This window comes from Burkholderia sp. 4NA327C6, assembly GCF_005502655.1.
Classification (GTDB): domain Bacteria; phylum Pseudomonadota; class Gammaproteobacteria; order Burkholderiales; family Burkholderiaceae; genus Burkholderia; species Burkholderia contaminans.
In genome coordinates this window covers 37,106-63,986 of record NZ_SCNZ01000035.1, presented here as the reverse complement: position 1 = coordinate 63,986, position 26,881 = coordinate 37,106, and the positions used below count along the sequence as shown (strand labels likewise).

The following is a 26,881-nucleotide window of genomic DNA, read 5'->3' as shown; positions in this document are numbered from 1 at the left end:
TCCGGACTCCGATGCGTGTCCGCGCAACGATCGGTTCGTCGATCGGCTCGCCACGACACAAGCCTACATGCCGCTTTCATTCGAACCGGCACTCGACCACCGGCCGCGATTGGCCGATATACTAGGCGCCTTCCCATTCCCCGCACTCCACCATGCGACGGTTTCTCTGGCTGATCGTGCTTTCGCTCGGCATCGCGCAACAGGCGTCGGCGCAGCAAGCGCCCGCACTGCCTGCGTCCGCGCCCGAAGCAGCCGCATCGGCGCCGTCCGTCGCATCCGCGCCGCTCGCCGACGCCAACGATCAGCCGAACGAAGCAAACCGCCGCATCACGTCCTACCTGACGAAGAAGTTCGGCGTCGCGAAGGAACGGGCCGCGAAGCTTGCCGATATCGTGAGCGTCACTGCGACGAAATATTCGCTGCCTCCCGCACTCGTTTACGCCATTATTTCGATCGAATCGCGCTTCCAGGAAAAGGCGCGCGGCCAGCATGGCGCGACCGGGCTGATGCAGGTCGTGCCGACCGCGCACCGCGGCCTGGTGCGCAACGTGAAGGACCTGACCGACCCGAACGCGAACGTCGAAGTCGGGTCGGCGATCCTGTCGGGCTACGTGAGGGCGGCCGGGGGCGACGTACGGGCCGGGCTGAGGAGCTACAGCGGCGGTTCGAACGCGTATGCGGCGAAGGTGATGCAGCGCGTCGATTCGTTCCGCTTCGTGCTCGAACCTGACGACGATGCGAAAGCCGTGAATCCGGCGAATTCCGCGAACGATGCGAAGGCCCGCATGGTGCCGGTCAGCGAAAAGACGAGCCCGGCGTCGGCCCGCGGCAACTAGTCTCCCCCTTCGTTCGACGCGTATGCGCCACGCCGCCCGTTGACCCCGGAAGACGCGCGAACGAACTGCCGGGTCGATTTCAGCGAGGCACGCGTGCGCATCCTGAAGAAATGGGAAGCGCAGCTGGACGCACCGCCACCGGCGCAGAACTGAACGGCGAACGGATACCCGCCCGTCACGCCTGCGCGAAACGCTCCCGCAAGAACTCGATGAAATGCTGCGTCTTCGCGGGCAGCAGCCGCGTTTCCGTCATCGCGTAGACGGGAATCGGCTCGCCCTCCCATTCGGGCATCACGCGGCGCAACCGGCCGGCGGCCAGGTCATCCGCGACGATCTCTTCGGACAGCACCATGATGCCCGCATCGAGCGTGGCCAGGCGTCGCAGCATGCCGACGCTGTTTCCCGCGAAACGGCTGCTCACCGGTACCGCGACGGTGTGCGTGCCGTCGTGCAGCGTCCACGTGCCGGCCCTCGCGAGGCTGAGGCACGCGTGCCGCGCCAGGTCGTCCGGCGTGCGCGGCTCGCCCGCGCGCGCGAGATAGCCGGGCGACGCATAAAGGTAGTTCCCGAGCGTGGCCAGCCGCCGCGCGATCAGTTGCGAATCTTCGGATTCGCCCAAGCGGATCGCCACGTCGAACGGTTCGCTCACCAGATCGACCCGCCGCGACGTCAGCTCGAAATCGAATGTCAGCTTCGGGTAGCGCGTCGAGAACTCGACGATCAGCGGCGCCAGGTAGGTCACCGCGAAATCGACCGGAAACGAGGCGCGCAGCACGCCGGTCGGCTCGGCCAGCAGGCCGCCGAGCTGCTCGTGCGCGAGCCGCGCCTCGTCGACGATGCGCTTGCAGCGCTCGAAGTAGAGCTGGCCGGCCTCGGTCAGCTCGATCCGGCGCGTCGTACGGTGCAGCAGCCGCAGCCCGATCGCCCTCTCCAGCGCGCTGATCCGCCGCGACAGCGTCGAGTTCGGCATCCCCAGCGTCTCGGCCGCACTGCGAAAGCCCTTCGCTTTCACGACTTCGACGAACAGCGCCATGTCGTTCAGCAGTTCCATGCTCATTGCCCCACCAATGGATCAATGCTATCCAGATTACCCGGTTTATCCCGAAAAGGAAGCAATGGATGATGGGTGTGTGGAGGCGAGGTCGGCACACCCGTGCGCGGCCGGCGCCAGAGGCGGCACCGACCCGGCGCCGCCGTCCCGAAACTCGAGGAGCTGACGCATCATGAGCCAACTGTTCACTCCGGTCCGCGTGGGCCGATATACGCTGGAAAACCGCCTGGTCATGGCGCCGATGACCCGCAGCCGCGCCGCCTTCGACGGCACGCCCGGCGAATGGGCCGCCGAGTATTACGCGCAGCGATCGAGCCTCGGCCTGATCGTCAGCGAAGGCACCCAGCCGTCGGACGACGGGCAAGGCTACCTGACGACGCCCGGCATCTATACCGACGCGCACGTCGCCGGCTGGAAGGCGATCAGCGACCGCGTGCATGCACGCGGTGGCCGGTTGTTCATCCAGCTGATGCACGTCGGGCGCATGTCGCATCCGGACAATACACCGCATCACCGGCAGGGCGTTGCACCGTCGGCGATTGCGCCGAACGCGCAGATGTTCACGGTAAAGGGCATGCAGGACATCCCCGCGCCGCGCGCGTTGACGACCGGGGAAGTGCGCGCGACCGTGAACGACTTCCGCATCGCCGCGCGCCGCGCGATCGAGGCGGGCGCCGACGGCGTCGAGATCCACGGCGCGAACGGCTACCTGATCCAGCAGTTCTTCGCGCCGAATGCCAACACGCGCACCGACGCGTACGGCGGCTCGATCGAGAACCGCGCGCGCTTCGCGATCGAGGTAGCCACGGCGATCGCCGACGAGATCGGCGCGGACCGCACGGCCATCCGGGTATCGCCCGGCAACACGCTGGGCGGCCTCGACGAAGGTGCGGAAGGGCGGGACCTGTACCGCCATCTCGCGACGGAACTCGACCGGCTCGGCCTCGCCTACCTGCACGTGATGCATCAGGGCGACGAAGCACTGCTGGCCGACCTGCGCGCACGCTGGAACGGCACGCTGATCCTGAACCGGCCGGGCCGCACGCGCGACGCGATCGGCACGGACGTAACGTCGGGGCTGGCCGATCTCGAAGCGTACGGGCAGATGGTGCTGGCGAATCCGGATTTCGTGACGCGGGTGAAGACCGGCGCACCGATGAACGATGCGCGGCGCGAAACGTTCTTCGGCGGCGATGCGCGCGGGTATGTCGACTATCCGGCGCTGGATGGGGCGGCTGCGGCTTGATGTATCGGCTCAGGGTGATCGCAACATCACGCGCCCTCCCGCGACTCCGCCGGAACAGTCGGCTCGGCAAGTTCATGCAATGCCTTGCGTGCGACGGGCACTTCGCGCTTCGGTACGACGAGCAAATTGAGTCCCAGGCCGTCGAGCACCTTGAACAACTTGTCGAGGCTCACCGCCCGGCCGTTTTCGAGCCGCGACAGCACGTCCTTGGAGACGCCGAGCATGTCGGCTGCGTCGTCGATCCGCATCCGGTTCTGCGCCCGCCGGTTGCGGACGAGTGCACCCAGCGCCGCGAGATCCTGCGCGAGCGGGTCGGGTGATGCAATGGGGCGGGGTAAGGTGCGGGCCATAATTCCGGGATACCAGGAACAAAACGCCGACGAACGGCATCGACGGCATTGTTACGAGAATATCGGAATTAAAGGCTTGAATGTCAGCGACGGTGAATTGTTCGCATATTTCAGGAACTATAAAGGCCAGCAAGTGCCACGGCCGACGGCCGACCGGCATCGTTTCGACGCACTCATCGGCCGCCTCTACTGCCTCAAAACTGCCCCACCGCCCCCGTCCACCGCAAATAATCCCCGCGCGTCCAGTCGAGCGACACGCCGACCCGCTTCGTGCCGGGCCGGATCTTCGGCTTGTACACCGACAGCGTCAGCGACTCCAGCGCCGGCCACTCACGGAACGACAGCACCGCGATATCGGCGACGAGCGTCTCCAGCAGCCGCGTATGCGGCTTGTGCGACAGGAACGCGGCAACGCGCGCGCAATAGCCGTCGTAATCGATCCACTCTCCCCGCTCGCTCGGTTCGCACCGGTAGCCGAGCCTTGCATCGATCACGATCGGCTGCGGCGCTTCATGCTCGTGTGCATGAATGCCGATCCGCGCAGGCACCTTCAGTTCGTCGACGAACACGCTCCAGCCGCGCCCGCGCAGGCGCGGCGCGTCGATCGCCACGAACGGTTCGTCGAACGGCTTCATGATGCGAGCGGCGCGGCCGCGTCGAGCATGATGCGCACGAAGTAGTCGGCGAAGCTGCGGCGCACGACGATCTCGAACGCATCGTCGCCCGTCGGGATCAGCACGATCGACGACTTGAAGTAATGCGACTGCGCGCACTGGCCCGGCTTGAACGCGCGCGGATGGAGATCGAGCGGGCAGCCGCGTGCGAGCACGTCGCGCACGCGTTCGCCGCTGATCTCGACGACCGTGTAGCCGCTGCCGACATCGACGGCCGCCGCATACGTGCCCTGCACGGCTTCCGCGAGCTTCGCTTCGAGCACACCGGCCGGCACGGGCCCGTTCGAGCGCACGAGCCACTCGTCGGGGCCGAGCCACAGCACGTCGTACTCGGCGCCGCGCGCGACCGTGTTCGGCGCCGCGGGCGGCCGGCAGCCGACCACGCGCTCGAACGCGGCGACGAACGCCGGATCGCTCAACTCGCCGCGCACGTTGACGAGATCGAGGAACGGCCGCTCGCGCAGCGTGAACTTCTTCGATGCGCGCGCCTGGTGCGGCTTCAGCACGTCGGCCGCGCCGACGAACGGCGATTCAAGCGTCACGCCGCCCGCGCCCGCCACCTGCGACTGGTTTCTGGTTTCATTCCACATGCTGGCGCACCCCTTCGGTATCGTAGAAAACCGGGCTCGAGATCTTCGCGGTGATGCGGCGGCCGTTGGCCAGCGGAATCACGACGCTCTCACCCATCTTGTTCAGGCCGCCCTTCACCACCGCGAGCGCGATCGAGCGCTTCAGGATCGGGCTGTAGTAGCTCGACGTCACGTGGCCGATCATCGGCGTCGGATCGACCGCCGACACCTGCGTGTCCTTCGCGATGATCTGCGCGCCTTCCGGCAGCACGAACTGTTCGTCCTCGGTCAGCAGGCCGACGAACTGCTTGCGGCCTTCCTTCGCCGTGTCCGAGCGCGCAAGCGAACGCTTGCCGAGGAAGTCCTTCGACTTCGCGACGACGCCGCCCATCCCGAGGTCGTACGGCGTGACCGAGCCGTCGGTATCCTGGCCGACGATGATGTAGCCCTTCTCCGCGCGCAGCACGTGCATCGTCTCGGTGCCGTACGGCGTGATGTCGAACTCGGCACCGGCTGCCATCAGCGCTTCCCACACCGCGCGGCCCGCATTCGCCGGCACGTTCACTTCATACGCGAGCTCGCCCGAGAAGCTGATCCGCATCACGCGCGCCTTCGCGCCTGCAACCGTGCCGTTCCGGTAGCTCATGAACGGGAACGCCTCGTTGCCGAAGTCGATGTCCTGGCATACCTTCTGCACGACCTTGCGGCTCTTCGGGCCGACCACCGCGAACGTCGCCCAGTGATCGGTGACGGACGACAGCCGCACCTTCATGTCGGGCCATTCGGTCTGCAGCCAGCGCTCGAGCCACGTGAGCACGCGCGCCGCGCCGCCCGTCGTGGTCGTCATCATGAAATGCTGGTCGGCGAGGCGCACCGTCACGCCGTCGTCGAACACCATCCCGTTCTCGTCGAGCATCAGCCCGTAGCGGCACTTGCCCACTTCGAGCTTGTTCCACGGGTTCGTGTACATCCAGTTCAGCAGCTTCACCGCATCCGGGCCCTGGATGTCGATCTTGCCGAGCGTCGACGCGTCGAGGATGCCGACGCTGTTGCGCACCGCGAGGCATTCGCGCTTCACGGCCGCATGGAGATCCTCGCCGTTCTTCGGGAAGTACCACGGCCGCTTCCAGTTGCCGACGTCCTCGAACAGCGCGCCGTGCTCGACGTGCCACTCGTGCACGCAGGTCTTGCGGATCGGGTCGAGGAAATCGCCGAGCTCGCGGCCCGCGAACGTGCCGAACGACACCGGCGTGTAGTTCGGGCGGAACGTCGTCGTGCCCGTTTCCGGAATCGTCTTGCCGAGCGCCCCCGCGAGGATCGCCATCCCGTTGATGTTGCCGAGCTTGCCCTGGTCGGTGCCGAAGCCCATCGCCGTGTAGCGCTTCACGTGCTCGACCGACTCGAAGCCTTCGCGTGCGGCCAGCAGGATGTCCGCGGCCGACACGTCGTTCTGGAAGTCGACGAACTGCTTCGGCCCGCGTGCCGCGGCTTCGCGGCTGCCGACCAGCCACAGCGGCTGCAGTGCGCCTTCGACGGTTTCCGCGACCTGCGGCGCGACCGCGCGCTGCTCGGCCGCGAAACCCGCTGCCTTCGCGGCTTCCACGCCCGCATCGACCGCGAGCCGCAGCGCACGGGCCAGGCCGAATTCGCCGGCCGCCGCGCCGATGCTCGCTTCGGCCTGCACGGGCTTGCCCGGCAGGAAGCATGCCTTCTCGTCGTTCCAGCAGGCCTTGCCGCCCGACTGCGCGAACAGGTGCAGCACCGGGCTGAAGCCGCCCGACATCGCGACGAGGTCGCACGGCAGCGTCTGCAGCTTGCCGCCCACCTGGCCGTTCGAGTGCGACGCGACGTCGACCGACGATACGCGCCACTTGCCCGATGCGCCCGTCACGACCGCACCGCTCATCACCGTCACGCCCTGCCGCTTCGCGGCGGCCGGCAGCGCGCCGTTGGACGATGCGCGCGAATCGACGACCGTCACCTTCGCGCCGCACGCCTTCAGGTCGAGCGCGGTCTGGTACGCGCGATCGTTGTTCGTGAACACGACCGCGTTGCGGCCCGGCAGCACGCCGAAGCGATGCACGTAGGTGGACACCGCGCCGGCGAGCATCACGCCCGGCAGGTCGTTGTTGCCGAACACGATCGGACGCTCGTGCGCGCCGGTCGCGAGGATCACGCGCTTTGCGCGGACCTTCCACAGCAGCTCGCGCGTGCCCTTGCGCATCGACACCGGCAGGTGATCGGTCAAACGCTGCGTGACCGTCACGAGGTTGTGGTCCTGGTAGCCGAACGCGGTGCTGCGCGACAGGATCGTCACGTCGGGCAGCTTGCGCAGCTCGGCCTCGATCTTCTCGACCCACTGCAGCGCGGGCTTCCCGTCGATCTCCGCGCGGCACGACAGCAGGCTGCCGCCGAGCTCGCGCTGGTCGTCGACGAGGATCACGCGCGCGCCGGCCGTGGCCGCCGCATGCGCGGCCGCGAGGCCCGACGGGCCGCCGCCGACCACGAGCACGTCGCAATGCGCGTAGCACTTGTCGTAGCGATCGGCGTCGAGCGCTTCCGGCGCCTTGCCGAGGCCGGCCGCTTCGCGGATCTTCTCCTCGTACTTCGGCCACATGTTGCGCGGCCACATGAACGTCTTGTAGTAGAAGCCGGCCGGCAGGAAGCGCGACAGCTTCTGGTTGATCGCGTACTTGTCGTTCTCGAGCGAGGGCTCCGCGTTCACGCTCGTTGCGACGAGGCCCTGGTACAGCTCGATCTCGGTCGCGCGCGCGTTCGGCACCGTGTACGGGCCGGATTCGAGCTGCACGACGGCGTTCGGTTCCGCGACGTCCGCCGTCACGATCCCGCGCGGACGGTGGTACTTGAAGCTGCGCGCGACGAAATGCACGCCGTTCGCGAGCAGCGCGGACGCGAGCGTGTCGCCCTGGAAGCCCTGATACGTGCGGCCGTTGAACGTGAAGGTCAGCGGAATCGCGCGATTGATGCGGCCACCGGTGCCGAGGCGGTCTTTCTGGCTCATTTGCTCGTGCCCTCTTCGTGTGCGTTACCGGCAGCTGCGCCACTGATGGCAGCCCCACCGAACTTTTCGTAGCCCTTGATATCGTAGGTCACCGTGTCGCGCGTCACCTTGAACCAGCGGCGGCAGCCCTGCGTGTGCAGCCATTGCTCCTTGTGCAGCCCGCGCTTGTTCTCGCGCATGAACACGTACTCGCCCCATTCACGGTCGGTCATGTTCTCGTTGTTCACGGGGCGCACGATGTCGGCTTCACCACCGCACGAGAACTCGGATTCGGCGCGCGGCCCGCACCACGGACATTCGATCAGCAACATGTTTTTCTCCTCGTTCAGTGCGCGACGGCGGCGGCGCCGTGCTCGTCGATCAGGTGGCCCGTGTAGAAACGGTCGAGCGCAAACGGCGCGTTCAGCGGATGCGGTTCGTCGCGGGCGATCGTGTGCGCGAACACCCAGCCCGAGCCGGGCGTCGCCTTGAAGCCGCCGGTGCCCCAGCCGCAGTTGAAATAGAGGCCCTTCACGTCGGTCTTGGTGATGATCGGGCAGGCGTCCGGCGACACGTCGACGATGCCGCCCCACTGGCGGTTCATCCGCACGCGCGAAAACACCGGGAACATCTCGACGATCGCCTGCAGCGTGCTTTCGATGATGTGGAAGCTGCCGCGCTGGCCGAAGCCCGTGTACTGGTCGATACCGGCGCCGATCACGAGGTCGCCCTTGTCGGACTGGCTGATGTACGCGTGCACCGCGTTCGACATGATCACCGAGTTGACGACCGGCTTGATCGGCTCGGACACCAGCGCCTGCAGCGGGTGGCTTTCGATCGGCAGGCGCACGCCGGCCATGTCGGCGAGCGTCGTCGTGTTGCCGGCCGCGACCACCGCAACCTTCTTCGCCTTGATGAAACCCTTCACCGTGTCGACGCCGACCACCGCACCGCCTTCGCGGCGAATGCCCGTCACCTGGCAGTTCTGGATGATGTCGACACCCGCGCGGTCCGCGCCGCGTGCGAAGCCCCAGGCCACCGCATCGTGACGCGCCACGCCCGCGCGGCGCTGGATCGATGCGCCGAGCACCGGGTAGCGGCTGTTCAGGTTGATGGTCGGCTCGATTTCCTTGATCTGCGCGGGCGTCAGGAATTCGGCGTCGACGCCGTTCAGCCGGTTCGCGTTCACGCGGCGCTCGGTGTCACGCACGTCCTGCAGCGTGTGGGCCAGGTTCATCACGCCGCGCTGGCTGAACATCACGTTGTAGTTCAGGTCCTGCGACAGCCCTTCCCACAGCTTCATCGCCTTTTCGTACAGCGCGGCCGATTCGTCCCACAGATAGTTCGAGCGGACGATCGTCGTGTTGCGCGCGGTGTTGCCGCCGCCGATCCAGCCCTTCTCGAGGATCGCGACGTTCGTGATCCCGTGCTCCTTCGCGAGGTAGTAGGCGGTCGCGAGGCCGTGGCCGCCGCCGCCGACGATCACGACGTCGTATTCCTTCTTCGGTTCCGGGCTCTTCCACTGCTTTTCCCAGTTTTCGTGATACGAGAGGCCGTTGCGGAACAGGCTGAATATCGAGTAGCGGCTCATGTGAGTGATCCTTCGTTTAGCATTCGATGACGTTCACGGCCAGACCGCCGCGCGACGTTTCCTTGTATTTCGTCTTCATGTCGGCGCCCGTCTCGCGCATCGTCTTGATGACCGAATCGAGCGAAACGTAGTGCTGGCCGTTACCCTTGAGCGCCATGCGCGACGCGTTCAGCGCCTTGATCGCGCCCATCGCGTTGCGCTCGATGCACGGGATCTGCACGAGCCCGCCCACCGGGTCGCAGGTCATCCCGAGGTTGTGCTCCATGCCGATCTCGGCGGCGTTCTCGACCTGGTCGGGCGTGCCGCCCATCACCGCGGCGAGCGCGGCGGCGGCCATCGAGCACGCGACGCCCACTTCGCCCTGGCAACCCACTTCCGCGCCGGAGATCGACGCGGTTTCCTTGTAGATGATCCCGATCGCCGCGGCCGTCATCAGGAATTCGAGGATGCCGGCTTCGTTCGAGCCCGGTACGAACTTCACGTAGTAATGCAGCACCGCGGGAATCACGCCGGCCGCGCCGTTGGTCGGCGCGGTGACGACACGGCCGCCCGCCGCGTTCTCCTCGTTGACGGCCATCGCATACAGGTTGACCCAGTCGAGCATCGACAGCGGGTCGCGCAGCGACTCTTCCGAGCGCTCGCGCAGGCGGGCGTTCAGCTCGGCCGCGCGGCGCTTCACCCGCATCGGGCCGGGCAGGTCGCCCTCGACCTTGCAGCCGCGCTCGACGCACGCGGCCATCGTGCGCCAGATCGCGAGCAGCCCGGCGCGCACTTCGTCGGCGGGACGCAGCGCGCATTCGTTGCGCATCATCAGCTCGGCGATCGACAGCCCGTGCTCGCGGCACTGGCGCATCAGGTCGTCGCCGGTGCGGAACGGATACGGCACCTCGACGGCCGCACGCACGCCGTTCACGCGATCGCCGTCGCGGTTCACGACGAAGCCGCCGCCGACCGAGTAATACTCTTTCTCGACGAGCAGCTGGCCGTGCTCGTCGAAGGCCTGGAAGCGCATCCCGTTCGGGTGCACGATGCTCGTGCCGCTCATCAGCTTGCGATAGAAGCCGATGTGCTCCTTTTCCTCGAAGCGGACGGTCTGCTTGCCGAGCAGCGACAGCGATTTCTCCGCGCGGATCGCGGCGAGCCGTGGCTCGATCAGGTCCGGATCGATCGTGTCGGGCAGGTGGCCCTCGAGACCGAGCAGCACGGCCTTGTCGGTGCCGTGGCCCTTGCCGGTCGCGCCGAGCGAGCCGTATAGTTCGACCCGCACGCGGCGCACGAAACCGAGCAGGTTCGCGTCCTCCACGTGCGACGCGAAGCGGCACGCGGCGATCATCGGGCCGACCGTATGCGAACTGGACGGACCGATGCCGATCTTGAACAGGTCGAAGACGCTGACGTTCATCTGCCTTCCTCTGGGTGGGACATACGTGAAGTGACGTTGGCGCCAGTACATCAAAGCGTAAAATCGGCCGATAGAACAAAAACGGCATCGGCGTGGGATACCGCCGCCAAGCGCCACGTCGGCAGGCCCGAAAGTGCGCTTTGGCGATGGTTCGCGACGGAAAACCACAAGTCGGGCCGGAACCGATCAGCGACGCTGGCTACATCCGCCCCGCCCGACTGCCGTACCCGCATGCCCCGTATCAACAGACTGAGTGAGACCGCCCGCCCGGCGTGAAGAGACTGGCCGCGATGACAACCGACGTACCCGCTTCCCCCCTCGCAGAACCCGCGCCGCGGCGCATCCGCTTCGGCATCGTGCTGCTGCCGAACTTCACGCTGACGGCCTTCTCCGGCTTCGTCGACATGCTGCGGCTGTCGGCCGACGACGGCGACTACAGCAAGCCCGTGCGCTGCGCGTGGAGCGTGATCGGCGAGACCCTCGCGCCGGTGCGCGCGAGCTGCGGGATCCAGATCACGCCGTGGGAAACGTTCGACGCGGCCGAGCCGTTCGACTACGTGGTGGTAGTGGGCGGGCTGCTGCATTCGGGGCCGCAGGCGGGCCCCGAGACGCTCGAGTTCATCCGCCGCGCGGCGGCGGCCGGCGCGACCGTCGTCGGCATCTGCACCGGCGTGTTCACGCTGATGCGCGCCGGCGTGCTCGACGGCTACCGCACCTGCGTGAGCTGGTTCCACTACTGGGATTTCATCGAGCGCTTCCCGGCCGCCGATCCCGACCTGCTGATCGCCGACCGGCTGTTCGTGATCGACCGGCGCCGCATCACCTGTTCGGGCGGCCGCGCGTCGATCGACGTCGCCGCCGCGATCCTGCTGCGCCATTTCGATCACGCGACCGTGCAGAAGGCGCTGCGCATCCTGCTGGTCGGCGAGATGCAGAAAGGCAATGCGCCGCAGCCGCACCCGCCGGGCCTCGAGCCGGCGACGCACCCGAAGGTCAAGCGCGCGATTCTCCTGATGGAACAGCATGTCGGCCGCGCGCTGTCGCTCGACGAGCTCGCGAGCAAGCTCGATTTGTCGACGCGGCAGCTCGAGCGCCTGTTCAAGGCGGAAACGGGCAAGAGCCCGCAGGTGTTCGCGAAGCAGGTGCGGCTGCGCACGGCCGCGTGGCTGCTGACCAGCTCGGACCGCACGGTGGCCGATATCGCGTCGAGCTGCGGATTCGCCGATGCGTCGCACCTCGGGCGCGAATTCCGCAAGCAGTTCGGCGTACCGCCGGCGACTTACCGGGAGCGCGGCGGCGAAGTGGCGGAAGCCGGCGCGGCAATCGCGGCGGACCCCGTCGAGGACATCGCCGACTGACGGCAACGGGCACCCGCCCCTTCACCAACCGATCGCGACACGACACCCGAACGCATCGGTTTCGATTCAATTGGAACCGGTTCCAATCAATTTAGCCGACGTTGCACGCCGTTAACCGAGGGTTATCCCGGATGCTGTTGCACACTCAAATTTGTATGATGACCACATAACCTTACAAGCCAGAGCACCATGTTCGAGAAAATTCCCGCCCGCGCGATGAGCGACCATGTCGCGCAGCAACTGCTCAAGCAGATCGAAGTCGGCAGTTTCTCCGCCACCGGCAAGCTGCCGACGGAGGCCGTGCTCGCGCAGGAATTCGGCGTGAGCCGCACGGTGATTCGCGAGGCGATCTCGCGGCTGAAGAACGAAGGCGTGGTCGAGCCGCGCCAGGGCAGCGGCGTGTTCGTGAACCAGCACGGCGCGATCCGGCCGCTGCGGATCGACTACGCGGAAGCGGTCGAGGCCACGTCGCTGCCGCACCTGCTCGCGGTGCGCCGCGCGATCGAGGCCGAGGTCGCGGCCGAAGCGGCGTTGAACCACACCGATGAAGACATGGCCGACATCGACGATGCGCTGCGCAAGATCGACGATGCGGTCGCGGAAGGGCGCGACGGCGTCGCGGAAGACGTCGCGTTCCACCGCACGATCGCGGCCGTCACCGGCAACCCGTATTTCCTGAAGACGCTGCAGTTCCTGAACCAGTACCTCGAAGCCGGCGTGAAGGTCACGCGGCGCAACGAAGCGACGCGCGAGGACTTCTCGCGCCAGGTGCGCGAGGAACACGCGGCGATCGCCGACGCGATCCGCGCGCGCGACCCGATGGCCGCACGCAACGCGGCGCGCACGCACATGTACAACGCCGCCCGCCGTCTCGCGGAAGCCGGTATCTGCTGAACCCGGCGGCCGCGGCCGTTACCGGCGCCGCAGCTGTCATGAACCTCTCCCGAATCGATCAAGGTTGACCATGTCACGAAATGTTGGAGTCATCGGCCTCGGCGCGATGGGCCTCGGCGTCGCCCGCTCGCTGCTGCGCGCCGGCCTGCGCGTGCACGCATGCGACGTGCGCGACACCGTGCTGCAGGCGTTCGCCGCCGAGGGCGGCATCGCCTGCGCGACGCCGGCCGAACTCGGTGCGCAGTGCGATGTCGTCGTCACGCTCGTCGTCAACGCCGCGCAGACCGAAACGGTGCTGTTCGGCGAGCACGGCGCGGTCGCGGCGATGAAGCCGGGCGGCGTCGTGATCGCCAGCGCGACCGTCGCGCCCGACTTCGCGGTCGCGCTCGGCGCGCGCATCGAGGCCGCCGGCCTGCAGATGCTCGACGCGCCGGTATCCGGCGGCGCCGCGCGCGCGGCCTCCGGCGAGATGACGATGATGACGTCGGGCCCGGCCGCCGCGTATGCGGGCTGCGAGGACGTGCTCGCGGCGATCGCCGGCAAGGTCTATCGCCTCGGCGACGCGCACGGCATCGGTTCGAAGGTGAAGATCATCAACCAGCTGCTCGCCGGCGTGCACATCGCGGCAGCGGCCGAGGCGATGGCGCTCGGCCTGCGCGAAGGCGTCGATGCGGATGCGCTGTACGACGTGATCACGCACAGCGCCGGCAACTCGTGGATGTTCGAGAACCGCGTGCCGCACATCCTGAACGGCGACTACACGCCGCTGTCGGCCGTCGATATCTTCGTGAAGGATCTCGGTCTCGTGCTCGATACCGCGCGCCGCAGCAAGTTCCCGCTGCCGCTGTCGGCCACCGCGCACCAGATGTTCATGAGCGCGTCGAGCGCCGGCCACGGCGGCGAGGACGATTCCGCCGTGATCAAGACTTTCCCCGGCATCACGCTGCCGCCCGCCCGCTGATTCGACCGACGCTTCCGCCATGACCGCTTCCGCTTCCCGTCCCCTGCTCGGCTGCATCGCCGACGATTTCACCGGCGCGACCGATCTCGCGAACATGCTCGTGAAGAGCGGCATGCGCACCGTGCAGACGATCGGCGTGCCCGCCGACGGCACCGCCGACACCACGCTCGACGCCGACGCGATCGTCGTCGCGCTGAAGTCGCGCACGATCCCCGCCGCCGACGCGGTCGCCCAGTCGCTCGCCGCATACGAATGGCTGCGCGCGCAAGGCTGCCGGCAGTTTTTCTTCAAGTACTGCTCGACGTTCGATTCGACCGACGCAGGCAACATCGGGCCCGTCGCCGATGCGCTGCTCGATGCGGCCGGCGGCGGCTTCACGATCGCCTGCCCGGCGTTCCCCGAGAACGGCCGCACGATCTATCGCGGCCACCTGTTCGTCGGCGATGTGCTGCTGAACGAATCGGGGATGGAGCATCATCCGCTCACGCCGATGAAGGATGCGAACCTCGTGCGCGTGCTGCAGCGGCAGACGAAGTCGCCGGTCGGCCTGATCCGCTACGACACGATCGCGCTGGGCGCGGCCGCCGTGCGCACGCGGATCGAGCAACTGCGCGCGGAAGGCGCGCGCTTCGCGATCGCCGACGCGCTGTCGGACCGCGACCTCTACGTGCTCGGCGAAGCGTGCGCGGGCCTGCCGCTCGTCACCGGCGGCTCGGGCATCGCGCTCGGCCTGCCCGCGAATTTCCGCCGTGCGGAGCAACTGCCCGAGCGCGACAACGCGGCGTCGCTGCCGCGCATCGACGGCCTGTCGGCCGTGCTCGCCGGCAGCGCGTCGAAGGCCACCAATGCACAGGTCGCCGCATGGCGCGCCACGCGGCCGAGCTTCCGCATCGATCCGCTCGCGGCCTCGCGCGGCGAACCCGTCGTCGACCAGGCACTCGCGTTCGCGCGCTCGCACCTGCCGCAACCCGTGCTGATCTATGCGACCGCGACGCCCGACGAAGTGAAGGCCGTGCAGCAGGCGCTCGGCGTCGATGCGGCCGGCCATCTCGTCGAAACCACGCTTGCGGCGATCGCGCGCGGGCTGCGTGACCTCGGCGTACGCAAGTTCGTCGTGGCCGGCGGCGAAACGTCCGGCGCGGTGGTGCAGGCGCTCGACGTGAAGTCGCTGCAGATCGGCGCGCAGATCGATCCGGGCGTGCCGGCGACGGCCACCATCGACGCGCAGCCGCTCGGCCTCGCGCTGAAGTCCGGCAACTTCGGCACCACGGACTTTTTCGACAAGGCGCTGCGCGCGCTGGACGGAGCCGCACGATGAGCGACGAAGCGAAACTGCGCGAAGAGATCTGCGTGGTCGGCGCGAGCCTGTATGCGCGCGGCCACGCCGTCGGCAGCGCCGGCAACATCAGCGCGCGGCTCGCCGACGGCTGGCTGATCACGCCGACCGACGCCTGCCTCGGCCGGCTCGACCCGAACGACATCGCGAAGGTCGGCGCGGACGGCCAGCCCGTATCGGGCGGCAAGCCGTCGAAGACGCTCGCGCTGCATCGCGGCATCTACGCACGCAATGCCGAAGCGAACGGCGTCGTCCACACGCATTCGACGCACCTCGTCGCGCTGACGCTCGCGGGCGTGTGGCGCGACACCGACGTGCTGCCGCCGATCACGCCGTACTACGTGATGAAGGTCGGCCACATTCCGCTGATCCGCTACCGCCGCCCCGGCGATCCGGGCGTCGCGGCCGAAGTCGCGGCGCTCGCCGACCAGGTGCGCGGCGTGCTGCTCGAGCGCCTCGGCCCGGTGATGTGGGGACCGTCGGTATCGCACGCGTCGTATGCGCTCGAGGAACTCGAGGAAACGGCGCGGCTGTGGCTGATGACGCACCCGAAACCCGAGCCGCTCGACGACGCCGCGCTCGACGAACTACGCGCCAGCTTCGGCGCGCGCTGGTAGCGGCGCGCCACGCAACGATTCCCATGCCCGCCGTGTGCGCGGGCCCTTCCGTCAGCACACACACGACCGGCGACGTACGCGCCGCCGGCACACGACATCATTGGAGACGACGATGACTGCTCTCGACGCGGCCGCTGGCCGCTCGCCCGCCGCGCCCGCCCATGCCGCGGAACTCGACCGCACCTACAAGAAAGTGTTCTGGCGCATCGTGCCGTTCCTGATGCTCTGCTACGTGGTCGCGTATCTCGACCGCGTGAACGTCGGCTTCGCGAAGCTGCAGATGTCGCAGGATCTCGCGTTCAGCGAAACGGTGTTCGGGCTCGGCGCCGGCATTTTCTTCCTGGGCTATTTTCTGTTCGAACTGCCAAGCAACCTGCTGATGCACCGCATCGGCGCGCGCATCTGGATCGCGCGAATCATGATCACGTGGGGCCTGCTGTCCGCGCTGTTCGCGTTCGTGCAGACGCCGACGCAGTTCTACGTGCTGCGCTTCCTGCTCGGCCTCGCGGAAGCCGGTTTCTATCCCGGCGTGATCCTGTACCTCACGTACTGGTTCCCGTCGCATCGCCGCGCGAAGATCATCGCGGTGTTCATGTCCGCGATTCCCGTGTCGGGCATCTTCGGCAACCCGCTGTCGGGCTGGATCATGGAGCGCTTTCACGGCGGCTCGGGCTTCCACGGCTGGCAATGGATGTTCATGATCGAGGCCGTGCCGGCCGTGCTCGTCGGCATCGCGACGATCCTGTATCTCGACAACAGCATCCGCGGCGCGAAGTGGCTCGACGAGCGCGAGAAGCAGCTGCTGGAGGACGAGATCGCCGCGCAGCCGCAGGAACAGCAGCAGCACGGCCATTCGCTGAAGGCCGTGTTCGCGGACCCGCGCATGTGGTGGATGTCGCTGATCTACTTCGCTTTCGTCACGGGCCAGTACGGCCTCACGTTCTGGATGCCGACGCTCGTCAAGTCGACCGGCATCACCGATACGCTGCAGATCGGCCTGCTGTCGGCCATTCCGTTCGTCGTCGCGATCGTCGTGATGAACCTGTTCGGCCACAGCGCGGACAAGCGCCGCGAACGCCGCTGGCACCTGATCGTGCCCGCGCTGATGGGCGCGCTCGGGTTTGCGGTCGCCGCGTCGTACTCGCACAATACGGCGGTGTCGATCGTGTTCCTGTCGCTCGCGGCGGGCGGCGTGCTGACCTGCGCGCCGCTGTTCTGGTCGCTGCCGACCGCGTTCCTCGCGGGCTCCGCGGCCGCGGCCGGGATCGCGATCATCAACTCGGTCGGCAACCTCGCCGGGTTCGCGAGCCCGTACGTGATCGGCTACCTGAAGGACGTCACGCACAGCACGGCGTCCGGCATGTACGTGCTCGCCGCAATGCTCGTGATCGGCGCGATCGCCGTGTGGCTCACGCCCGCCAAGCTCGTGAACCGCTGATCCGGCGCTGGCCGATTCATCATTCGACGCGGGGCGCGCGGCGCCCCGCCCCATTCATTCACAGGATCCGCTGCCATGCCACGCTTCGCCGCCAACCTCTCGATGATGTACACCGAGCACGCGTTCCTCGAACGCTTCGCCGCTGCCGCGTACGACGGCTTCAAGGCCGTCGAGTACCTGTTCCCGTACGACTTCGCCGCCGAAGACATCCGCGCGCGCCTCGACGCGCACGACCTCGAACAGGCGCTGTTCAACGCGCCGCCCGGCGACTGGGCCGCGGGCGAACGCGGCACCGCATCATTGCCGGGCCGCGAGGACGAGTTCCGGCGCGGCATCGACCTGGCGCTCGACTATGCACGCGTGCTCGGCAACAGGAAGCTGCACGTGATGGCCGGCATGGTGCCGCCGGGCGCCGACCGTGCACGCCATCGCGACACCTACCTGGCGAACCTGCGGCACGCGACCCAGGCCGCCGCCGCGCACGGCATCACGATCCTGATCGAGCCGATCAACCAGCGCGACATGCCCGGCTATTTCCTGAGCCGCCAGGACGACGCGCAGGCGATCTGCGCGGAAGTCGGCGCGCCGAACCTGAAGGTGCAGTTCGACTGCTACCACTGCCAGATCGTCGAGGGCGATCTCGCGATGAAGCTCAAGCGCGATTTCGCGGGCATCGGCCATATCCAGATCGCGGGCGTGCCCGAGCGCCACGAACCGGATATCGGCGAACTCAACTACCCGTACCTGTTCGAACTGATCGACGCGCTCGGCTACGACGGCTGGATCGGCTGCGAGTACCGCCCGAAGGCCGGCACGTCCGAAGGGCTCGGCTGGCTCAAGGCGTACCTGTAATTCCCGCATTCTTCCGAGGGTAAAGAACATGAAAGTACTGATCACCGGCGGCGCCGGCTTTCTCGGCCAGCGTCTCGCGCGCAAGCTGCTCGAGCGCGGCGAACTGACCGGCCCCGACGGCCGCAGCGAGAAGATCGACGAGCTGGTCCTGCTCGACGTCGTCGCCGGCAGCGATTTCGGCGACGCGCGCGTGACGTCGATCGTCGGCGACATCGCCGACCGCGCGGTGCTCGACAGCGCGATCGACACGCAAACGGGCGCGATCTTCCACCTCGCGGCGATCGTCAGCGGGCAGGCCGAAGCCGATTTCGATCTCGGCATGCGGATCAACCTCGACGCGTCGCGCACGCTGCTCGAAGTGTGCCGCGCGCGTGGCCATCGGCCGCGCGTCGTGTTCACGAGCTCCGTCGCGGTCTATGGCGGCACGCTGCCCGATGTCGTGCAGGACGACACCGCACTGAACCCGCAATCGTCGTACGGCGCCGAGAAGGCGATCGCCGAGCTGCTGCTGTGCGACTACGCGCGGCGCGGCTTCGTCGACGGCCGCGTGCTGCGGCTGCCGACGATCAGCGTGCGGCCGGGCCGCCCGAATGCGGCTGCGTCGTCGTTCGCGAGCGGCATCATCCGCGAGCCGCTGAACGGCGAGGAAAGCGTGTGCCCGGTGCCGGGTTCGACGCGGCTGTGGCTGTTGTCGCCGCGCGGCGCGATCGAAGCGCTCGTCGCGGGCTGCGAGATCGACAGCGCGAAGCTCGGCAACAAGCGGGTGATCAATCTGCCCGGCCTGTCGGTATCGGTCGACGAAATGATCGCGGCGCTGCGCGAAGTCGCGGGTGACGAAGTCGTGAAGCTGATCCGCCATGTGCCGGACGAGCGCGTCGAGAAGATCGTCGGCAGCTGGCCGGGCCGCTGGGATACGTCGCGCGCGGAAGCGCTCGGGCTGAAGGGCGATACATCGTTCGCGGACGTGATCCGCAGCCATCTCGCCGACGAACGGCGCTGATTCCCGCACCGCTCGACGCGCGGACGCGGGCTCCCCGGTCGCCTCAACGCGACCGGGCGGATTCCCCGATGGGCAACGGCGCGTTTTTCGTCCCGCCCGACCGGTTCGCCGAACCGGCGGCCCACTGCCATGCCACCAGGCCCGGCAGATAGAACAGCAGGTCGCGCACGCGGCGGGCGCCGGCCAGTGCGAGGCAGGTCGGCGGGTCGAACCCGAGCAGCCCGCCGATCAGCACGAACCCGCCCTCCTGCACCCCGAGCCCGCCCGGCATCAGGAACGCAATGCTGCTCACGAGCTGGATCAGCGCCTCGATCGCGAGCGCCTGCGCGAACGTCGGCTCCGCGCCGAGAAAATACAGCGCGAGCCAGATTTCCAGCGCATAGCCGACGAACTGCAGCGTCTGCCAGATCACGAGATAACGCACGACGACGCCGGTCTTTCTCCAGATCATCCGGATCGACTGATCGGTGCGCGCCGACTCGCCGACCAGCGCCACCACCTTGCCGCTCGTGACGCGGTTGAGCACGCGCATCGCGCGCTCGAACGGCCGCGCATGCTGCACCAGTGCGAACAGCAGCAGCACCGGCACCAGCGCGGCCATGCCGATCGCGAGATTGCCGGCCACGCGCGCGGCATCGGACGACACATGCCCGAGCACGTAGCCGATCGCGACCAGCGCGAACACCAACTGGCTGATCAGCGTCAGCTGCATGTCGGCGACGAGGCTGGCGACGGCGGTTGCCGGCCGCACGCCCGCCTGCCGCAGCAGGCCGAACGACACGATCTCGCCGCCGATCCGCGCGACCGGCAACAACCCGTTGATCGATTCGCGGATCCACACGAGCTTCAGCATCGTCGCGAACGACGGCTGGCGCCGGCCGCGGATCAGCATCCGCCAGTCCCACGCATTCGCGAGCATCGGCAGGATGTGCGCCAGCGCCGCGAGCAGCAGGCCGGCCCCGGCGATCTGCAGGCGATGCAGGATGTCCAGCGGATGCTCACGCCAGATCAGCCACACGGCGAGCGCCAGCCCGCCCAGCGCCGCCAGCTGCCCTACATGGCGAAGCCGTGCGTCGCCCCGTGCGGCGTTCCGCTCCGCGGCATCGGCGCCGGCGTTCGTCGGCGTCGTCATGATTCGCTCGCGGGCGACAACAGCCCTTCCCGGTCGACGCGAAAACGCGTGCCGCGCCACACGACATGCGACGAGAAGAAGCTCGACACGAACACGAAGAACTGCAGGAGATCGACGAACGGCAGCCAGAGCGCGCCGCGCAGCCCCGCGCCGGTCGCCCGGCTCGTCTTCAGCATCAGCAGCGCCCGCGCGGCCAGCGCCGCGACCACCAGCCCGCATGCGACGGCCGTGCCGCCGGAGAACAGCAGCGCCAGCAGCGCGAGCGGCACCGGGTGCATCAGCACCGAGCCGGCGTGACCGAGCCGGTCCGCCGCGCGGATCGTGCAGCTCCAGCGCAATTCGTGCGCGTACAGCTTCGCGAACGTCTCCTCGACGCATGCGTGCCCGACGACGAACGGCGGAATGACGACCTGCGCGCCCACCTGCCGCACCGCTTCGCCCAGCGCATGATCCTCGGCCAGGTGATGCGCGAAACGCGTGAGCCCGCCGATGCGTTCGAGCGTCGCGCGCGTGAACGCAATCGTCTGGCCAAAGCAGGGCCGTGCGCGCCCGATGAAGAGCCCGGTGATCACGCCCGGCAGGAAATGGTAGTTCGTCATCGCGACGGCGACACCGGGCCAGAAGCCCGGCGACGCGATGCCGCGATACACGCTCGTCACGATGCCGACATCCGGCTGCTGCAGCGCGCCGACGACGGCGCGCAAATAATCGCGCTCGACCAGCACGTCGCTGTCGGCGAGACAGAGCACCGAATACTCCGCGTGTTCGAGCATGTTCACGAGATTGGCGATCTTGCGGTTCGGCCCGTAGAGCCGCGCATCGGCGACGACCTTGATGTTCGCGTCAGGATAGCGCGCCCGCAGCGTCTCGACGGCCGCGAGGGCCTTGTCGTTCGCATCGTGCACGCCGAACAGGTGCTGAACCGGCCCCGGATAATCCTGCACGAAGAAGCTTTCGAGATGCTGTACGAGCTGCCACTCGTCGCCGTGCAGCGGCTTCGCGACGGTGACGCCCGGATGATCGCGCGGCTCGGCCGGCGCCCGGGCAAAGAACCGGCCAACCAGCACGCTGGCCGTGATCGTGTATGCGATGCCCAGTAGCACGCCCAACCCGCAGACGATCGACATTGCCTCGGCCAGCGCGCGCAGCACATGCAGCAATACCATGCTTCTCCCCAGTGGTGACCCGTGAAACCACGACACCCGGGAGCCGCCGCGCGTACGCGGGTTCACCCGTGCGCGCCGCCATATCGATTCCCGTGGAGCCGGATGTGAAGGACGACCAAGCGACGATACGCGCAATCAGATGACACAACTACCGTGCGGCGATCGATTCCCGTCACGCGCACGTAGCCGCAGGCGACCGCGGCGCGAAACGCGACGTCGGCAAGCTTGCGGGCTGAAAGGATCGCGGTGGCGATCGCGATGACGACCCAGATGCGAAACGTCATCGTGGTGAAAAATACTTCGGGTACGCGCCATGCAAGCAACGACACCAGCACGAAACACTGAATCAACATGCCGGCCAGCGCGGCGATCAGCAGGTGGGCGCGCCATCGCCCGATCGTCGAGGATGCCATGAGAAATGAACCTCCCGTTCGGACGACTCCCATCGACCTGGGATCGATCGGAAGCGTCGCGGATTGACGGGCACGCATGCGCGGCCAGTGCCGGACAGGCGAAACCCGGTTCGGGATCCAGGGAAGCGGAGCACCACCCGAGAAATCTTGTGGCCGATGGTAGCGGGATTACCCGCGGCAAACCTTAAGCGTTCTTCAGAATCGGCGGAAGCTTGACGCAGCACAATTACAATCCGTTGCACGGGATGCAGGGTTGCACTCGTACAATCGCAGCCATCTGCACCCGAATCGACCATGCGACTCCTCCTTGTTGAAGACGACGACCTGATCGGCAGCGGTCTCGAGATCAGCCTGAGTCAGGCCGGCTATCACGTCGACTGGTTGCGCGACGGTCACGCGGCCGCCGCGGCGCTCGCGACGACGCGCTTCGCGCTCGTCGTGCTCGATCTCGGCCTGCCGGGGAAATCGGGCACGGAACTGCTGCGTGCGTTGCGCGATGCCGGCGACACGGTCCCTGTGCTGGTGCTGACCGCGCGCGGCACCGTGGCCGACCGGGTCCGCGGCCTCGACGACGGCGCGGACGACTATCTCGCGAAGCCGTTCGAGCTGACCGAGGTGCTGGCCCGCTGTCGTGCGCTCGTGCGCCGCTCGCAGGGCCGCGCCGGCGACGAGATCGTGTGGCGCGACATCACGATCGACCTGACCGCCCACACCGTGACACGCGATGCGTCGCGCATCGCACTGACCTCGCGCGAGTGGGCCATCCTGGTGCAGCTCGTCAGCCACCCGGGTGCGCCGCAATCGCGCGCGCGCCTCGAAGACACCCTGTACGGCTGGCAGGAAGGTATCGAAAGCAATGCGATCGAGGTCCACGTCTCGAACTTGCGCAAGAAACTCGGCGCGGACCTGATCCGCACCGTGCGCGGCATCGGTTACGTCGTCGACCTCGCATGATCTCCCGCTCGATACGGCGCCGCGTGTCGTCGATGGCGCTCGGCTGCGTGACCGTCGTGTGGCTCGTTGCCGTATTCGGCAGCTTCCGTTACGCGACGCGCGAGATCGGCGAATGGGAAGACGCCCGCCTCGTCGAATACGCGTCGCTGCTGGTCGATCTTTCACCCGCCGATCTCGAACGCCTCGCCCGTGTTCCGCCGGATGCGCGCGTCGAGCTGGATCGTGGCCATTCGAGGCCCGGCCCCGTGACCGACGGCGATCGCCTGCCGCGCGACGTGCTGTTCGAGGTACGCGACGCGCAGGGCCACGTCGTCGCGTCGAGCCTTCCGGCCGAAGCGGCCGGGTTGCCCGCCGCGCGCAACTCGCGCGGCACGCCTGAAACGATCGTCATTCACGACACACCGTGGCGCACGCACACGTTGCGCGACGATGCGTCGGGGCGCTGGATACGCGTGATGGAAATCGTCAACACGCGCAGCGATCTGGCGACCGGCATCGCGCGCGGCATCGTCCTGCCGCTGATCGTCGCACTCCCGGTGCTGGCGCTGCTCCTCTGGTACCTGATCGGGCGCGGCCTCGCCCCGTTGAAGACGCTGTCGGCACTGATCGGCGCGCGCGACGCACGATCGCTCGAACCGCTCGGCATCGCCACCGTGCCGGACGAAGTGCGCGCGCTGGTCGACGCGATCGATCGCCTGCTGGCGAGGCTGCGGCAATCGATCGTGCGCGAGCGCGCGTTCACGTCCGACGCCGCGCACGAACTGAAGACGCCGCTCGCCGCGATCAAGGTCCAGGCGCAGGTGGCGCTCGCGACCGACGATCCGGCATGCAAGCAACTGGCGATGCAGCGGGTCGTCCAAGGCGTGGACCGCAGCGCGCGTCTCGCCGAACAACTGCTGCTGCTCGCCCGGCTCGACGAATACGACCGCATTCCGACGCGTGCCGTCGTCGTTCGCGAACTCGTCGAAGCCGCCATCGATCGCCATCTCGCGAAAGCATCGGACAAGGCCATCGCGCTCGTGGCGGACACCGTATCCGGACGAGCGATCGAAGCCGATCCGATCCTGATCGGCATCCTGCTCGACAACCTCGTCGACAATGCCGTCAAGTATGGCCGCCAGGGCGGCCGCATCGAGATCGGTGTGGACGATGACGGCACGCGGCAACGCATCGTCGTATGCGACGACGGGCCGGGTGTCGCACCCGGCGAGCACGAGCGGCTCGGCGACCGTTTCTATCGGGGCAGCGGCGTGCAATCGCCCGGCAGCGGGCTCGGGTTGTCGATCGTCACACGCATCGCCCAGTATTTCGGCGGCACCGTGCAGTTCGGGGCCGGCATCGGCGGGCGGGGCCTCGGCGTCGTGATCACGCTGCCGTCGGCAGGCGCGGGCGAACCGTCGCCAGCGGGCGAACCCGGCGGCCCGCCGTCACGAGCGATACCCCGTGCTTAACGTTTCGTTAAGGATACGATCGTAGAATCCCCCCGACCGATACCTTCCCCCCGTACGCCAGGAGTCTCCATGTCCACGCCCGCCCGATATGACACCGTTGCGCGCTTGCTTCACTGGCTGATCGTCGCGCTGGTCATCGCGCAATATGCGATCGGCTGGACGATGCCCGACGTGCATCGCGACACGCAGCCCGTCGGCCTGATCGCCGCCCACCTCCTCGTGGGAACCGCGCTGGTCGCGGCGATGGCTTGCCGCGTGCTGTGGCGCGCAACGCATCGCCCGCCCGCGAGTGACCTGCCGCCCGCGATGCGCGCGCTGTCGGGCGCGACGCATTTTGCGCTCTACGCGCTGCTGATCGCGGTGCCGCTGCTCGGCTGGATCAACGCATCGTCGCGCGCGTGGGGCGTCACATTGCTCGGGATCGTGCCGCTGCCGGCGCTGTCGGCAACCGGCTCCAGCTTCGGCCATGCGATGGGCGATGTACACGGCATCCTCGCTTGGGCACTGTTCGCCGGCATTTGCCTGCACGTGGCAGCCGCGCTGGCGCACCGCTTCGTGCTGCGCGATCAGGTCACGCAGCGCATGATGCCCTGGTGATCGCCATGCCGGCGGCACCGCACGCCATTGCGCGCATGAGCCGGATTGCCGCCGATATCGATACCGTCTTCGTTCCGGTTCATCGCACGACCGGCCGGCCGCTCATCGCACGCGGCCGATGAGATGATCGCGCCGCCGCGCGAAGCGGCGCGCGATGACAGGCATCGCGGCCGGCGCCCTTCTGCCGCGTCGAGCGGCACGAAGGGCTGCCGTCCTGCCGTGTCGCGAACACGACGGCCTGAAGTCACACAAGACCATTTCCACACCTAGTTGCTGGTCTGCGCCGGCATGCCGGACGCCGGTGCGTGCGCGGCAGCCGCCATCCGGGCCCGGTCCTGCTCGGCAAGCTTCGCTTCCGCCGCCTGGATGTCCGCCGGATACTCGCCTTCGTCTCCCTTCGCCGGGTCGTACCCGGCTGCTTCCAGGCGGATCAATTCGTCGCGAACCTGTGCGCGCGTCAGCGGCGCGGCCGATTGCGCGAAGGCCGACTGACCGATGATCGCCCTGATCATCGTCAGTACTGCGATATATGTTTTCATCATGAGCTCCTTCAATGTTCCGTATCGACCAACCGCGTCGAATTCCTTGAATGCCTGACCTGCGAACGCAGGCGGCTGCGTCAGCTTCCGAAATAGATCGCGCAGAAACTCGCGGGCCCGACGCATGCGGCAGAACCCCGGCGCGACGACATCGTCGCCGGCTTGCCCGCTTCGGATGAAGCGGCCGGATCGCCGCCGACCGCCGTGCTGGCCTGATGCGCCGGCATCTGTTCGACCTGCCGCTGGAACAGCGGGCTCACGTCCGGATACGACGTATCGGTCACGAAGCGCAGCCCGTTGTTTTCGGCGTCGATCAGTTCCTGCCTGACCTGCGCGCGCGTCAGTTCCTGGGCCGACGCTTGCGTCGCGATACCCGCGAGAGAAATCGCCGCCACCGCGGCGGCCACCAGCCAATGCGTGTTCATGTTCCACTCCTCGAGAAGTCAACGAGACGACGTGCTACACCCGTATGACGACGGAGCGCGTGCGTTTATTCCCGCGCGTTGCGCAACACTGATCGCGCGGCGCCTCCAGCGCCGCGAGCACCCGGAACGGACGTTCATGAAACTGTCATTCTTTCGTCAGCCGGCGTAACCTGACGTAACGCAGCGCCCGCCGCGCTTCGGGCAGACTGACGTCACCCTTTACGGATCGCCCTTCGATCGACCATGTCCGTCGCTTACGACTATGCAGCCGGCCTGCTGCGCAGGCTGTTCGACCGCCATATCGACGGCGGCGCGGTGCTCGACCCGGCCGCGTTTCCCGACGCAGGGCGTTTCGTCCGCGCATGGACCGACATCCAGGCTGAAGCGTTCGCCGTGGCGCGCGACATGCCGCGCATTCCGCGCTTTCACGAGATCATGCGCGAGCAGTACGACATCTCGGCCAACGATGCGCGCGACTGGCGGATGTTCATCATGCAGGCGTACGGCCAGCCGTTCCCGCGCAACCTGTCGCGCTGCCCGACCGTCGCGTCGATCGTCGCGACATCGCCGGACGTGCTGTCCGCATCGCTGTCGTTCCTCGCGCCCGGCAAGCACATTCCACCGCATCGCGGCCCGTTTCGCGGCATCCTGCGCGGCTATCTGGTGCTGTCGATGCCGAAGTGCGCGGACGGCACGCCGGCCGCCGTGCTGAAGGTGGACGGCCACGAATACCGGCTCGACGAAGGACGCTTCCTGCTGTGGGACGACACGTTCATGCACGAGGTATGGAACGACAGCGACGAAGTGCGGATCGTGCTGCTGCTCGATATCCGCCGGCGCGGGATGCCGCGCCTGCTCACGTGGTTGTCGAATGCGGTGATCGGTGTGGTGCGGCTCGGGATCAGGATTCGCGGGCGATCGATTCCGGTTTAGCGCACACGGCCGGCATGCGCCGAGTGCCCCGTCGTTTCGCGACTGCGCTCTGTCGTGTCGGGAAGGCGCTCAACGCGCGCCGGATGCAGGCGCGA

The 26,881-nt window shown here is 67.7% G+C and carries 28 protein-coding genes; 14 read left to right on the top strand and 14 right to left on the bottom strand.

What is annotated here, in order from left to right:
- Window positions 1-152: 152 nt before the first annotated feature.
- Entirely contained in the window at window positions 153-836 is a 684-nt protein-coding gene (locus FFS49_RS29080; protein ID WP_137910318.1) for a lytic transglycosylase domain-containing protein, read from the top strand.
- 175 nt (window positions 837-1,011) lie between these two features.
- Here the strand turns inward: FFS49_RS29080 and FFS49_RS29070 are convergent, their stop codons facing one another.
- Window positions 1,012-1,887, bottom strand: coding sequence for a LysR family transcriptional regulator (locus FFS49_RS29070; protein ID WP_137910327.1), 876 nt, complete (start codon window positions 1,885-1,887; stop codon window positions 1,012-1,014).
- A gap of 172 nt (window positions 1,888-2,059) precedes the next feature.
- Between FFS49_RS29070 and FFS49_RS29065 the strand changes: the two genes are divergently transcribed.
- On the top strand, window positions 2,060-3,133 hold the full coding sequence (locus tag FFS49_RS29065) for an alkene reductase (protein ID WP_137910319.1): 1,074 nt from the start codon (window positions 2,060-2,062) through the stop codon (window positions 3,131-3,133).
- Window positions 3,134-3,159: 26 nt separating this feature from the next.
- Here FFS49_RS29065 and FFS49_RS29060 read toward each other — a convergent pair whose 3' ends face one another.
- From FFS49_RS29060 to FFS49_RS29030, 7 genes are all read right to left on the bottom strand, one after another.
- Window positions 3,160-3,483 (bottom strand): helix-turn-helix transcriptional regulator, encoded by a 324-nt coding sequence (locus FFS49_RS29060; RefSeq protein WP_039346592.1) that lies wholly within the window; start codon window positions 3,481-3,483, stop codon window positions 3,160-3,162.
- 194 nt (window positions 3,484-3,677) lie between these two features.
- Complete coding sequence (locus tag FFS49_RS29055; protein ID WP_137910320.1) at window positions 3,678-4,118, bottom strand: dihydroneopterin aldolase; 441 nt, start codon at window positions 4,116-4,118, stop codon at window positions 3,678-3,680.
- Complete coding sequence (locus tag FFS49_RS29050; RefSeq protein ID WP_039346597.1) at window positions 4,115-4,747, bottom strand: sarcosine oxidase subunit gamma; 633 nt, start codon at window positions 4,745-4,747, stop codon at window positions 4,115-4,117. Before FFS49_RS29050 ends, FFS49_RS29055 begins: the two co-directional genes overlap by 4 nt.
- Window positions 4,737-7,748, bottom strand: coding sequence for a sarcosine oxidase subunit alpha family protein (locus tag FFS49_RS29045; protein WP_137910321.1), 3,012 nt, complete (start codon window positions 7,746-7,748; stop codon window positions 4,737-4,739). The genes FFS49_RS29050 and FFS49_RS29045 overlap by 11 nt, the downstream gene beginning before the upstream one ends.
- Complete coding sequence (locus FFS49_RS29040; RefSeq protein WP_034186029.1) at window positions 7,745-8,059, bottom strand: sarcosine oxidase subunit delta; 315 nt, start codon at window positions 8,057-8,059, stop codon at window positions 7,745-7,747. The genes FFS49_RS29045 and FFS49_RS29040 overlap by 4 nt, the downstream gene beginning before the upstream one ends.
- Before the next feature lie 14 nt (window positions 8,060-8,073).
- Window positions 8,074-9,318 (bottom strand): sarcosine oxidase subunit beta family protein, encoded by a 1,245-nt coding sequence (locus FFS49_RS29035; RefSeq protein WP_006480591.1) that lies wholly within the window; start codon window positions 9,316-9,318, stop codon window positions 8,074-8,076.
- Window positions 9,319-9,334: 16 nt separating this feature from the next.
- Window positions 9,335-10,720 (bottom strand): L-serine ammonia-lyase, encoded by a 1,386-nt coding sequence (locus FFS49_RS29030; protein WP_071332023.1) that lies wholly within the window; start codon window positions 10,718-10,720, stop codon window positions 9,335-9,337.
- 290 nt (window positions 10,721-11,010) lie between these two features.
- Here FFS49_RS29030 and FFS49_RS29025 point away from each other — a divergent pair, with 290 nt between their 5' ends.
- The 8 genes from FFS49_RS29025 to denD all read left to right on the top strand — a co-directional run bounded on the left by FFS49_RS29025 (window position 11,011) and on the right by denD (window position 19,176).
- On the top strand, window positions 11,011-12,078 hold the full coding sequence (locus tag FFS49_RS29025; protein ID WP_137910322.1) for a GlxA family transcriptional regulator: 1,068 nt from the start codon (window positions 11,011-11,013) through the stop codon (window positions 12,076-12,078).
- Between the two features lie 189 nt (window positions 12,079-12,267).
- Window positions 12,268-12,972 carry a FadR/GntR family transcriptional regulator gene (locus tag FFS49_RS29020; protein ID WP_046549676.1) on the top strand — a complete coding sequence of 235 codons (705 nt, stop codon included), beginning with the start codon at window positions 12,268-12,270 and terminating at the stop codon, window positions 12,970-12,972.
- A 70-nt stretch (window positions 12,973-13,042) separates the two neighbouring features.
- The gene (gene ltnD, locus FFS49_RS29015; protein ID WP_046549677.1) at window positions 13,043-13,933 is read left to right on the top strand and encodes an L-threonate dehydrogenase; all 891 of its coding nucleotides are present in this window, start codon (window positions 13,043-13,045) and stop codon (window positions 13,931-13,933) included.
- 19 nt (window positions 13,934-13,952) lie between these two features.
- Window positions 13,953-15,251, top strand: a complete 1,299-nt coding sequence (gene otnK, locus FFS49_RS29010) for a 3-oxo-tetronate kinase (protein WP_137910323.1) — start codon at window positions 13,953-13,955, stop codon at window positions 15,249-15,251.
- A complete protein-coding gene (locus FFS49_RS29005; RefSeq protein ID WP_137910324.1) occupies window positions 15,248-15,886 on the top strand; it encodes an aldolase in 639 nt (212 codons plus the stop codon). Before otnK ends, FFS49_RS29005 begins: the two co-directional genes overlap by 4 nt.
- Window positions 15,887-15,998: 112 nt before the next feature.
- Window positions 15,999-17,324: an MFS transporter gene (locus tag FFS49_RS29000; RefSeq protein WP_137910325.1), complete on the top strand. Its 1,326-nt coding sequence runs from the start codon at window positions 15,999-16,001 to the stop codon at window positions 17,322-17,324.
- A gap of 75 nt (window positions 17,325-17,399) precedes the next feature.
- Window positions 17,400-18,176, top strand: coding sequence for a 2-oxo-tetronate isomerase (gene otnI / locus FFS49_RS28995; protein ID WP_137910326.1), 777 nt, complete (start codon window positions 17,400-17,402; stop codon window positions 18,174-18,176).
- A 28-nt stretch (window positions 18,177-18,204) separates the two neighbouring features.
- Entirely contained in the window at window positions 18,205-19,176 is a 972-nt protein-coding gene (gene denD, locus FFS49_RS28990; RefSeq protein ID WP_071332016.1) for a D-erythronate dehydrogenase, read from the top strand.
- Window positions 19,177-19,219: 43 nt separating this feature from the next.
- On the opposite strand, the gene FFS49_RS28985 is transcribed toward denD, so the two are convergent.
- The 3 genes from FFS49_RS28985 to FFS49_RS28975 form a co-directional block, all read right to left on the bottom strand.
- Window positions 19,220-20,308 (bottom strand): lysylphosphatidylglycerol synthase domain-containing protein, encoded by a 1,089-nt coding sequence (locus tag FFS49_RS28985; RefSeq protein WP_137951032.1) that lies wholly within the window; start codon window positions 20,306-20,308, stop codon window positions 19,220-19,222.
- Entirely contained in the window at window positions 20,305-21,474 is a 1,170-nt protein-coding gene (gene hpnI / locus FFS49_RS28980) for a bacteriohopanetetrol glucosamine biosynthesis glycosyltransferase HpnI (protein WP_039346620.1), read from the bottom strand. The genes FFS49_RS28985 and hpnI overlap by 4 nt, the downstream gene beginning before the upstream one ends.
- 62 nt (window positions 21,475-21,536) lie before the next feature.
- A complete protein-coding gene (locus tag FFS49_RS28975; RefSeq protein WP_137910497.1) occupies window positions 21,537-21,920 on the bottom strand; it encodes a hypothetical protein in 384 nt (127 codons plus the stop codon).
- Window positions 21,921-22,181: 261 nt separating this feature from the next.
- Between FFS49_RS28975 and FFS49_RS28970 the strand changes: the two genes are divergently transcribed.
- The 3 genes from FFS49_RS28970 to FFS49_RS28960 all read left to right on the top strand — a co-directional run bounded on the left by FFS49_RS28970 (window position 22,182) and on the right by FFS49_RS28960 (window position 24,889).
- Entirely contained in the window at window positions 22,182-22,841 is a 660-nt protein-coding gene (locus tag FFS49_RS28970; RefSeq protein ID WP_039346624.1) for a response regulator, read from the top strand.
- Window positions 22,838-24,292 carry an ATP-binding protein gene (locus FFS49_RS28965; protein WP_137910496.1) on the top strand — a complete coding sequence of 485 codons (1,455 nt, stop codon included), beginning with the start codon at window positions 22,838-22,840 and terminating at the stop codon, window positions 24,290-24,292. The genes FFS49_RS28970 and FFS49_RS28965 overlap by 4 nt, the downstream gene beginning before the upstream one ends.
- Before the next feature lie 69 nt (window positions 24,293-24,361).
- The gene (locus tag FFS49_RS28960) at window positions 24,362-24,889 is read left to right on the top strand and encodes a cytochrome b (protein ID WP_137910495.1); all 528 of its coding nucleotides are present in this window, start codon (window positions 24,362-24,364) and stop codon (window positions 24,887-24,889) included.
- Here the strand turns inward: FFS49_RS28960 and FFS49_RS28955 are convergent.
- The 3 genes from FFS49_RS28955 to FFS49_RS28945 all read right to left on the bottom strand — a co-directional run bounded on the left by FFS49_RS28955 (window position 24,859) and on the right by FFS49_RS28945 (window position 25,853).
- Window positions 24,859-25,089: a hypothetical protein gene (locus FFS49_RS28955; RefSeq protein ID WP_137910494.1), complete on the bottom strand. Its 231-nt coding sequence runs from the start codon at window positions 25,087-25,089 to the stop codon at window positions 24,859-24,861. The two genes, FFS49_RS28960 and FFS49_RS28955, sit on opposite strands and share 31 nt — an antisense overlap.
- 66 nt (window positions 25,090-25,155) lie before the next feature.
- Complete coding sequence (locus FFS49_RS28950; RefSeq protein ID WP_137910499.1) at window positions 25,156-25,428, bottom strand: DUF4148 domain-containing protein; 273 nt, start codon at window positions 25,426-25,428, stop codon at window positions 25,156-25,158.
- Between the two features lie 80 nt (window positions 25,429-25,508).
- Window positions 25,509-25,853 (bottom strand): DUF4148 domain-containing protein, encoded by a 345-nt coding sequence (locus FFS49_RS28945; protein ID WP_137910493.1) that lies wholly within the window; start codon window positions 25,851-25,853, stop codon window positions 25,509-25,511.
- Between the two features lie 243 nt (window positions 25,854-26,096).
- Between FFS49_RS28945 and FFS49_RS28940 the strand changes: the two genes are divergently transcribed.
- Window positions 26,097-26,786 (top strand): aspartyl/asparaginyl beta-hydroxylase domain-containing protein, encoded by a 690-nt coding sequence (locus FFS49_RS28940; protein ID WP_137910492.1) that lies wholly within the window; start codon window positions 26,097-26,099, stop codon window positions 26,784-26,786.
- Window positions 26,787-26,881: the final 95 nt, after the last annotated feature.